At 71.5% G+C, this 1,198-nt stretch carries 1 protein-coding gene; it reads left to right on the top strand.

Annotated features, from left to right (window positions below):
• A partial coding sequence (locus P0Y31_RS18545) for a nucleotide sugar dehydrogenase (RefSeq protein WP_275872151.1) occupies positions 1 to 1,198 on the top strand: 1,198 nt, incomplete at both ends.

A 1,198-nucleotide genomic window follows, 5' to 3' on the forward strand; every position in this document is an offset into this window, starting at 1 on the left:
TTCGCCAGGTCCGGGCACGAGGTGTTCGGTGCTGACGTGAACGCGTCGGTGGTGGAGCTGGTCAATGCGGGGACCGAGCCGTTCCCGGGGGAGGCGCACCTGGGGGAGTACCTGCAGGAGGTCACCGGCGAGGGGGCCGCTGCGGGTGGTTCGGCCGGTGGTGGCCGGTTGTCGGCGACGACGGACACTGCGGCTGCGGTCGCGGACTCCGATGCCGTGGTGGTGGTGGTGCCGCTGTTCGTCGATGAGCAGGCGCGGCCGGACTTCGGGTGGATGGACTCGGCCACGCAGGACATCGCGCGGGGGCTGAAGCCGGGCACGCTGGTGGTCTACGAGACCACGCTGCCGGTGGGCACGACCCGCACCCGGTGGAAGCCGATGCTGGAGGCGGGTTCGGGCCTGGCGGAGGGGCGGGACTTCCACCTGGTGTTCTCCCCGGAGCGGGTGCTGACCGGTCGGGTGTTCGAGGACCTGCGCAAGTACCCGAAGCTGGTCGGTGGCCTGTCGGAGGCGGGGGCGAAGGCGGCGGTGGAGTTCTACGAGCAGGTGCTGCAGTTCGACGAGCGGTTGGACCTGCCGCGTGGGAACGGGGTGTGGGACCTGGGCTCGGCGGAGGCCGCGGAGATGGCCAAGCTGGCCGAGACGACCTACCGGGACGTGAACATCGGGTTGGCGAACCAGTTCGGGGCGTTCGCCGCGAAGCACGGGATCGACGTGTACCAGGTGATCGAGGCGTCCAACTCCCAGCCGTACTCCCACATCCACCGGCCGGGGATCGCGGTCGGGGGGCACTGCATCCCCGTGTACCCGCGGCTGTACCTGTGGAACGACCCGGACGCGACGGTGGTGCGGGCGGCGCGGGAGGCGAACGCGGCGATGCCGGCCTACACGGTGGGCCTGGCGGTCGGTGCCGCTGGTGGTGACCTGTCAGGGAAGACCGCGGTGGTGCTGGGTGCGTCGTACCGCGGTGGGGTGAAGGAGACGGCGTTCTCGGGGGTGTTCGCCACGGTCGAGGCGCTGCGTGAGGCGGGGGCGAGCGTGCTGGTGCACGACCCGATGTACTCCGCGCGGGAGCTGGAGGGCTTCGGCTGGGAGGCCTACGAGCTGGGCCAGCCGGCCGACGTGGTGGTCGTGCAGGCCGACCACGCCGACTACGCGGGCCTGGGCAAGGAGGAGTTCCCGGGGGTGCAGGTCGTCG

The sequence above is a fragment of the Knoellia sp. 3-2P3 genome, assembly GCF_029223115.1.
Classification (GTDB): Bacteria; Actinomycetota; Actinomycetes; order Actinomycetales; family Dermatophilaceae; genus Pedococcus_A.